The following is a 6,680-nucleotide window of genomic DNA, read 5'->3' as shown; positions in this document are numbered from 1 at the left end:
CGCGACTTGCGCTGTTCGGCCAGCAACCAGCCCGACAACTTCTCCGCGTATGCGTCGAGCTTGCTCGGCCGCGACGGCACGTTGAACTTGGGCTCGACGATCCCGGCACGCAGGTAACGCCTGATAGTATTGCGCGACAGACCAGTCCGCCGCGAAATCTCACGGATGGGCAACTTATCCCGAAGTGCCCAACGTCGAATGACGCTCAAAATATCCATGTCGATCACTCCAATGACCCCCGACAAATCCCGTCAGGGGGAGGGTTCCACATGGGTCAGTTCTCAGTGACATTTCCTATCGCCGCTGGGTCAGTTCTCAGTGACATCCAACAGCACCCGACGTGCTGTCGACGAGGACGGTAAACACTTCGGTTTCGCGCAGGGGCAACATAACCGTAATGGTCAGGGCCAACAGCACGGATACGGCGCAGGAACAGCCCGCAACGATCCATGCGGCGCGCGCTGCCCGGCGCGGACCCATCACCAAATCGATATCGAAATCACTCATGACTATCCCTTCTTCATCTTTCCGGCGAGCTTGACCGCACCGCCCGCATAGCTCCCGGCACGGGCCGCGCTGGACGATCGGTCGGAGACGCCTTGTCCCTGAAGTCCTGCATTGAAGCCCCGTCGCATGTCATCTCCGCCCCGGATCGCGGCACCGGTATTGCGCCACGCGTTCCCGGGCATCCGCGCGGCATTTGCACCGATCGAGGCGAGGCCGATGTTCGTGGCGGCAAGCCCTTGCGCGAAAGTTGGCACGAGCAACATCAGGCCAGCGCCGATCATCATCACCACGACGAACGAAATCGCGTCCCCGAGTGTTTCGACGCTGTCGAGGCTATCAGGCGCGACAGCTTCACCCGTCGCTATGGTGAAGCCAGCCATGGCAGCCACGAACAGCGGCACAAAGGAAAAACCGATGGCGAGTTTGACCCATGCCTCGAACAGTGGCGCCGATTGTTTGAATAATGTGCAAGCCACGACCACAGGTGCGATGGCGATCAATACCGCCAACATGATCTTGGCGGCCGACAGAACGATGATGGTGATCGTCGCCATGGCGGCGGCCACAAGAAACATGACCACGCTGGTCATGGCACCGGCCAGCCAGCCTCCATTCTGGCTGATCGCCTGCCCGACATTCAGGGCTTGGGAGTAGAGATCGTCTATGCCGTCATAAAGGTTTGTGACATCACCACCTGAGAGGGAGTTGAGAATACCTGCACCAAGTTCGGCAGGAGCATTTGTCAGCGCTTCGTACGGAACAGAAAGGTTTGCGTAGATCAAAAACACATTGACCAGCACAATGCGCAGCCCTACCGACACGATTGTGGAAACCGAGAGCGGCACGGCTTGCAGACCCACATTTGCGCCTACAAGAACGACCACCAACACAGATGCGGTCTGTACAACCGGGCGTACTGCGGCAACCGTATCAGCATACGTGTCAGCTGCCACGCCCGCGACAGTGGCATCTACCAATGCCAGAACCTCAGCGATTATGGCCATCCTTAACTACCACACCGCTCCAATTGGAAGTTCTGATAGCGCTCGTTTACATCTGACCAATCGCTGCGACGGTATTTGCGAAAGACGCTGAAATCGCTGGTAGTTGCATCCTGCGCCGGTTTGCCAATTCGTTCCTGCGTAAACGCATCGAGCGACCCGAGATCATAGATGCAGCCGCAGAAGCCCTGCGACATTGCAAGCTCTCTCAGGTCGGTGCCGAAGCCCCATCGAACCGCTCCACGGAAAATCTCGTTGCCGAAAAACTCAGTGTCCGGATAGCTGAAGGTGCAGGTTTGCGGCTTCGGGAACATCAAGAGCCCTCTTGCCTGTACCTCGCGCATGAGATCGAGGAGGCGTTCTTCCTCCCCATTTTCGGTGGCAGTGACGACCTCCCCGAGCAACGTATCGTCGGGCAGGTCTTGCAAGTCTTCCGCCCAGGCACTGCCTGCCAGGGCGATGAAAACTGCAAGTGCTTTGAGTGATGTATTCAAGGGTCAGTCCTCGGCGCCGGAGAAATCAAAGAAGGAGCGTGTGCGGGCCTGCTCGGCCGCGAAATCAATGCCGTTTTGACCTTGCGCCAAGCCTTGGGCGGCATTCAGGCGCCACATCTGGCCCAGCATGTAATTCGTCTCCGCGGCCATACGCGTGTTGAGATCGATCGATTCCTTGAGCGTTTCCTGATCGCCAATCGCTTCCACCAGCCCATCGATACGCTCGATGCTCTGGGCGGCTTCCTCGTAGGAAATCTGGGCTTGCCCGATAACCATGGCATTGGCAGCCGCCAGATCGGCTATGGCAGCGCCTTGCGGGTTCCCGGCGTCGTTCAGCTCTGTGAGTTTTTCCGAGGTGAACCCCGCACTGGCCATGGTCTCGCGCATGGCATCTGCGGCGCGGCGCTCACCCATGGTGACGTCGCCATCGAGCAGATTGTCCAGCAGGCTGTCAAAATCCCCGAGTGACAGGCTGTCCATGAAACCCGATAGATCGGTGATCTTCTGGGCGCGGGCACGCAGGTCCTCCACATCATTGTAGAGGGCTGCGATTTCATTCAGGCCGGTAATTGAACCCAGGACGTCATCAAGAAGGCCCTGAATGTCAGTGAGGCGCTCGATCTGGGTGCGCAATTCCTCGATTTGCTGGAGCTGGTTTTCCGCATCGCGCAGCGCGGCCTGCAGCTGCTCGATATTCTGCGCGAGGTTCGATCCATCGATCACAGGCACACCCTGAGCGAAGGCAGGGGGCGGGTGTGCCGCCATGAGCGTGCCCGCGACAATAATTGCGGCAATGCGGGTGTCAGCCCTCATCGGAATACCTCCAGAAAGTGGATTGCTCCAGGTGATCGGCGGCCTCGGTCAAACCTTGTGCCGCTTCGACTTTCACGTGGGCCGCGCGCAGACGCAGCGTTAGCGCGATGAGCCGCGCCCGTTCAGCAAGCATATAGGTGGAGCGGTCCAGCGCCTCTTTTGCGTTACCGGGCGGATCTTCACGCAAAAGCGCCGCGATCCTCGTCATGGCCTGATCGATCTGGGCGCCCATGTAGGCGCCATAGCCGACCGAGGCATCCGCCCAGTTGCCCCAGGCGGCCGAGGCACCATCGAAGCCCGCCAGTGACCCCGTCATGTCGACGCCGGTGATGGTGCCAAGATAGTCGTTGTAATAGCCGTTGATGCGCCGGACGTAGGTCTGGGTTTCCTCGAAAGGAGGCACACCACCATATTCGAGAACACGGCCGGGGCCTGCATTATAGGCCGCCAGAGCGTGATCAATCCGACCGAAGCGGTTCAGTTGCGTGAGAATGTAGCGTGCGCCACCGTCCAGGTTTTCCCAAGGATCATACGGGTTCACACCGAGATCCGATGCTGTGCCCGGCATCAGCTGGCAAAAACCGCGCGCACCCACGTGGGAGACGGCTGCATTGTTGAAACGACTTTCCTGCTTGATCAGTGACTGAAACAGGATACGCCATGTCAGCGGCGTCAGACCGGCGGCCGCAACACCGGGATGACCCTCATAGCGCCGCGCCACCGTGATGATCATGCGCTCCACGTCGCTTGGCTCACCGAAGAGGCGATCGGCGTCAGGATGATCTTCTTGGGCTGGGTAAGTCTCTGCAGCGCTCGCCCAGCCAGGCCCACCAGCCTCGAACCCACTCAGGTCGGTGACACCGGTGGTCTCCGCCAGGAAACGCTCATAGGCTTCAAGCTGCTCTTGATAGATATCCGCTTGTTCCTGGCGGGCGTCGCGCTTCTGGCGCTGCCGCAAGGCGTCGCGTGCGAGCTCTTCGACGCGAGACACAGCGCGGGCAAGGTTGGAGCCATCGATCACTGGCACGCCCTGCGCGGAGGCAAGCGAGCCAAGACCCAGGGCCAACGGAATCGCCATTCTAGAAGCTCTGGAAATCACAATGCGCATTCCGTGAAACAAGGTCGGGAGCAGGGGCCGAGAACGCCATAACGGGCCGCTCAAAACAGGGCGATCGCACGCCTGTTGATGCACCTTCGCAAGCGCTCAGGACCGTCATGGCGACCAACAGAAAAAATCGTGCTTTCACATCATGTCCTTCCAAAATTCTTCTTTCTTGCGCCAATCGGCAGGCGCCTTTTCCTCGCCGGTCTTGCCACCACCAAGAACAGTAACCAGACCGCCCAAGCCTGCGAGATCGGTATTCACGAACACGCTGTCGGTGCCGGAACGGATCAATGCCAGCCGCAATCCGGCTGTCGGGCTGGAAAGAAAATCCGCCTCGCGCGCGTTCAGGCGCAGGATGCTGTAATCCTCTGGATTTGCCCGTGGATTGGGAAACAGGATCTGGGTTGCCACACTTTCCGCGATGATCTGGCCGACCGAACTTTGGTCCAGATGACCCGGTGTCTGGGTCAACATCATCACCACGCAGTTGCGCTTGCGCATGGTAACCAGCCAGTCATGGAGACGCTTGACGAAGATATCGTCAGCCAACATCTTCCACGCCTCGTCGATCACAATGATTGTTGGTCTGCGATCCTCGATCACGCGCTCGATACGGCGGAAGAGATAGGCGAGGAGGGCGGAGCGTTCTGCGTCCTGGTCCAGAAGTTCAGTCATGTCGAGACCAAGGACATCCTCGCCAATGGCTATCGCCTGGGCACTAGGCCTTGAGAAAAGCCAACCGTACCGGCCGACTTCTGTCCATTCCCGCACGCGGGACACCAGGTCGCCATCATCATCAGTGGAGGCCACGAGACTTGCCAAACCGTCGAAGGTTCTGAGGCCCGGCTCCGCAGCGGCAATCTGACGAACCGCCTCGTTCAGTGCTGCGGTCTGGACCGTCTCAAATGGACGGTGACGGGCCAGAATGTCGCCGAGCCAATCTGTCAGCCAGGCGGCCCCCCGCGCATCGGTCTCCGTGGTCATCGGGTTAAAGCCGGTGGGCTGGCCCACCTTGATTTCGCTGTAGCTGCCACCCAAAGCGCGGATCGCCATCTCCAACCCCTGATCCTTGTCGAAAACGATGACCCGCGCACCCACTCTGCGGGCCTGCGCCATGAGAAAAGCCGTGCCGAGTGTCTTGCCGGATCCGGTGCGGCCCAGAACAAGCGTGTGCCCGACGCTTGGCTCATCGGTCCTGCGCCCCGCTTCGTGAAAGTTGAACCGGTAGAGGCTGGAGGTCACGGTCGGGAAGGCCGTGATCGTCTTGCCCCATGGGCTGGCCTCGGGTCCGCGCCCCGGCCTTGTCTTGTGAAACGCTGCAAGTTCCGCGAAATTGTGCGACGAAACGATCCCGTCACGGATCCGGTAGGCCCAGTTTCCCGGCGCTTGCGCGAAATAGAGCGCCTTTGCGGCCCAGGATTCCCTTACCAGAACGGCACCGGTCTCTTGCCCCGCCCGCCAGATCTCGGAAGCTGCCTGTTCCAGTTCCTCGGCGCTGTCACAGAAGACCTGCACGGATGCATGGTGTGTCCCAAAGGTCGACCGGCCGGATGCCACGGCGTCGGCGGCTTCGATCAATTGCTCTGTCAGGCTGACACCAGCATCCTCGGAGGCACCCCGCTGGCGAAAGGTGCGTTGAATGCGCTCAACCATCTCATTGGCGCGCCGCGGCGTGAAAGAGTTGGTGATCGTGATGTCATAGGGCAGTTCCAACGCGTCAAGCATGGTTGGCCAGGTGCGACTGGGATAGGATTTTATCCCGAAAATCGCGCCGTATCGTGCGCTGTCGCCGCTTTCCAGCCGCATGGTTTTGCCTTGAAAGCTGACGTCGAAATTGCTCATCGTGTCAGCCAACAGTTGCCCGGGGGCCGCGATGATCTTGCCGTAGCTCTGTCCGTGTACCGCGGCCAACACTGCAAGCCAGTCCCCGCTCGAGACTGTCAGGCGCGCTGCGCCTGCGTCGGAATACATCGCCATGAGCAGCGTCATGGCCTCTTCCAGGGCAACAATTCGCGTATCGATGTCTTTCTGGAAATCGCGGCCCCCGCCTAGGGCACCCAGAACCTTCGAGAATGCCTGCGGCATCGACGGACGCATCAATACTGTCAGCATCAAGGTGCGGGCTTTCAGGTCACGTGCGCGCAGGCTTCTCTGCCACGCCGCGTCTACCGCATTTGCAAAAGGCATACCGTCAGGCGCAGCAAGGTCCGCGACATCCGGGCGTGATACCTTGTTGATGTGGAAACCGAAACGCTCGCCCAACTGACTGACGATCCGGGCAAAGCCTTCACTGATCTCATCGATCCGGGTGTCATCGCTGGTGAAGCTGTCGATCCCGCCAAGCGTGACCGACGCCATCAGATCACCCTGCCGCGTCAGGATGACATTGTCTCGCACCGCAGCAATGTAAGGTAGGTGGAGATATGCGCAGAAGTTGGTGACGTCTGATCAGGCGGCAGCTTGAAGTTGGCGGAGGCCGTCGCGGAACTCAACCCCCTGGATGATCTCGGGCAGGCGGTTCCGGCCATCGAGTTTGCGCCATTTCTTCTGCGCCGACATCATCAACTTGAACGCCATGGCCAGCCCGGTCTTGCGGCTCAGGCATCCCTTAGTGCGTTTCGTGCGATGCCGGACGGTGGCGAAGGTGCTTTCGATCGGATTTGACGTCCGGATGTGCTTCCAGTGTTCCGCCGGGTAGTCGTAGAAGGTCAGCAGCGCGTCCCGGTCCTTGACCAGCTTGGCGACCGCTTTCTCCCATTT

Annotated in this window: 8 protein-coding genes; all 8 read right to left on the bottom strand. The window is 59.8% G+C overall.

Translation table 11 applies throughout. The annotated features are described in order from the left end of the window. A partial coding sequence (locus tag BLR51_RS26390; protein WP_131821903.1) for a helix-turn-helix domain-containing protein occupies window positions 1-218 on the bottom strand: 218 nt, incomplete at its 3' end. A 97-nt stretch (window positions 219-315) separates the two neighbouring features. Beyond that, window positions 316-507 carry a VirB8/TrbF family protein gene (locus BLR51_RS26385; protein ID WP_089852531.1) on the bottom strand — a complete coding sequence of 64 codons (192 nt, stop codon included), beginning with the start codon at window positions 505-507 and terminating at the stop codon, window positions 316-318. A 2-nt stretch (window positions 508-509) separates the two neighbouring features. Continuing rightward, complete coding sequence (locus BLR51_RS26380; protein WP_089852530.1) at window positions 510-1,511, bottom strand: TrbL/VirB6 family protein; 1,002 nt, start codon at window positions 1,509-1,511, stop codon at window positions 510-512. Window positions 1,512-1,513: 2 nt separating this feature from the next. After that, entirely contained in the window at window positions 1,514-2,002 is a 489-nt protein-coding gene (locus BLR51_RS26375) for a hypothetical protein (protein ID WP_089852529.1), read from the bottom strand. A 3-nt stretch (window positions 2,003-2,005) separates the two neighbouring features. Next, on the bottom strand, window positions 2,006-2,815 hold the full coding sequence (locus BLR51_RS26370; RefSeq protein ID WP_089852528.1) for a type IV secretion system protein: 810 nt from the start codon (window positions 2,813-2,815) through the stop codon (window positions 2,006-2,008). Then, window positions 2,805-3,893 carry a lytic transglycosylase domain-containing protein gene (locus BLR51_RS26365; RefSeq protein ID WP_165616957.1) on the bottom strand — a complete coding sequence of 363 codons (1,089 nt, stop codon included), beginning with the start codon at window positions 3,891-3,893 and terminating at the stop codon, window positions 2,805-2,807. The genes BLR51_RS26370 and BLR51_RS26365 overlap by 11 nt, the downstream gene beginning before the upstream one ends. A gap of 165 nt (window positions 3,894-4,058) precedes the next feature. Further along, window positions 4,059-6,317 (bottom strand): VirB4 family type IV secretion system protein, encoded by a 2,259-nt coding sequence (locus tag BLR51_RS26360; RefSeq protein ID WP_511229357.1) that lies wholly within the window; start codon window positions 6,315-6,317, stop codon window positions 4,059-4,061. A gap of 51 nt (window positions 6,318-6,368) precedes the next feature. Continuing rightward, window positions 6,369-6,680 (bottom strand): transposase (locus tag BLR51_RS26355; protein ID WP_207543706.1); only part of this gene is annotated, 312 nt, incomplete at its 5' end.

Source organism: Salipiger marinus (assembly GCF_900100085.1).
Classification (GTDB): Bacteria; Pseudomonadota; Alphaproteobacteria; order Rhodobacterales; family Rhodobacteraceae; genus Salipiger; species Salipiger marinus.
This window is presented reverse-complemented; position numbering and strand designations above follow the sequence as displayed.

What these genes read in the sequence shown, in the direction of transcription:
- BLR51_RS26385 (WP_089852531.1), bottom strand. Translation starts at nt 507, where the DNA reads ATGAGTGATTTCGATATCGATTTGGTGATGGGTCCGCGCCGGGCAGCG.
- BLR51_RS26380 (WP_089852530.1), bottom strand. Translation starts at nt 1,511, where the DNA reads ATGGCCATAATCGCTGAGGTTCTGGCATTGGTAGATGCCACTGTCGCG.
- BLR51_RS26370 (WP_089852528.1), bottom strand. Translation starts at nt 2,815, where the DNA reads ATGAGGGCTGACACCCGCATTGCCGCAATTATTGTCGCGGGCACGCTC.
- BLR51_RS26365 (WP_165616957.1), bottom strand. Translation starts at nt 3,893, where the DNA reads ATGGCGATTCCGTTGGCCCTGGGTCTTGGCTCGCTTGCCTCCGCGCAG.